Here is a 1,535-nt window from a genome sequence, read left to right as displayed (position 1 = left end):
GCAGGCACGCCTCGACCTTGGGCGCCATCCCGGCCTGCAAGCTTGGCAGCAGCTGGGTCAGGGTGGCGGTGTCGATCTCGCTGACCAGCGAGTCGGTGTCCGGCCAGTGGGTGTAAAGGCCCTCCACATCGGTGAGCATCAACAGCTTTTCGGCTTCCAGCGCTTCGGCCAGAGCGGCCGCCGCAGTGTCGGCGTTAATGTTGTGTACCACACCGTCGGCATCCGGCGCCAAGGTTGACACCACCGGAATACGTCCTGCCGCAATGAGATCGCGCACCGCCTCGGAGTTGACGTGGCCGACGTCGCCGACCAGGCCGACGTCGGTGGTCACCCCGTCCACGGTGACGCTGCGGCGCACCGCGGTGAACAGCTGGGCGTCTTCGCCGGTGATGCCCACGGCGTAGGGTCCGTGCGCGTTGATCAGGTTGACCAACTCGCGGCCCACCTGACCGAACAGCACCATCCGCGCCACGTCGAGCACTTCGGGCGTGGTGACCCGCAACCCGCCCTTGAAGTCGCCGGCGATGCCCAGCCGGGTCAGCATGGCGCTGATCTGCGGCCCACCGCCGTGCACGACGACCGGATAGATGCCGCAGTTGCGCAGGAACGCCATGTCGGCGGCGAACGCGTGCTTGAGGATGTCGTCGGTCATCGCGTTGCCGCCGTATTTGACGACGACGATCTTGGTGTGCAGCTGCTTGAGCCACGGCAAGGCTTCGGCCAACACCTGCGCTTTGACGTGCGTGGGGGTGCTCATGAACTATAAGCCGAATTCTCTTCAACGTAGCCGTGCGACAGGTCGGTGGTGCGGATCGCGGCCTGACCGGTATCGATGCCGAGGTCGACGGTGACCTCGATATCGGGGCCCGACAGATCCACCTGGCGGGCATCCGGTGCGGGCAGGCCCTCACTGAATACCGGTGAGCCGTTGAACGACACGGTGATTCGATCAGGATCCAGGGTGAACGGCGCCATGCCGACCGCGGCCAGCACCCGGCCCCAGTTGGGGTCCGATCCGAACAGCGCTGTCTTGACCAGGCTGTCCCGGGCTATCATCCGCGCAGCCAGCAGTGCGTCGTCGTCGCGGCCCGCGCCAGTGACGGTGACGGTGATCCGCTTGGTGACCCCTTCGGCGTCGGCCTGCAGTTGGGCGCAGAGGTCATCGCAGGCCAGCAGCACGGCGGCATCCAGATCGGCTTGACCGGGTGCGATCTCGCTGGCCCCGGACGACAGCAGCAGCACGGTGTCGTTGGTGGAGCAGCTGCCGTCGATGTCGAGGCGGTCGAACGTTGCCGCGGCGGCCCGGCGCAGCGCCTGATCGAGCGCTCGCGCATCGGCCTTCGCATCAGTGGTCAACACACACAGCATGGTGGCCAGCGACGGCGCCAGCATGCCTGCGCCCTTGGCCATTCCGCCCATCGTCCACCGGTCGGGGTGGTGCAGCGCAACCTGTTTCGGCGTGGTGTCGGTGGTCATGATGGCGCGCGCGGCCTGCTCGCCGCCGGTCAAGCCGCCGGCCATCTCGTGCACCAGAT

2 protein-coding genes are annotated in these 1,535 nt (G+C 67.1%); both read right to left on the bottom strand.

The window, feature by feature from the left end:
* Nucleotides 1-757: acetylglutamate kinase (gene argB, locus AC2VOP_RS15710; protein ID WP_486961850.1), on the bottom strand; the 757-nt coding region annotated here is incomplete at its 3' end.
* Nucleotides 754-1,535, bottom strand: a 782-nt coding sequence (locus AC2VOP_RS15705) for a bifunctional ornithine acetyltransferase/N-acetylglutamate synthase (protein WP_486961849.1), incomplete at its 5' end; no start/stop codon positions are given. The genes argB and AC2VOP_RS15705, both read right to left, overlap by 4 nt.

It is taken from the genome of Mycobacterium sp. TH-M106 (assembly GCF_057473765.1).
Note: the sequence above shows the minus strand (reverse complement) of the source record. Positions and strands in the feature narration are given on the sequence as shown.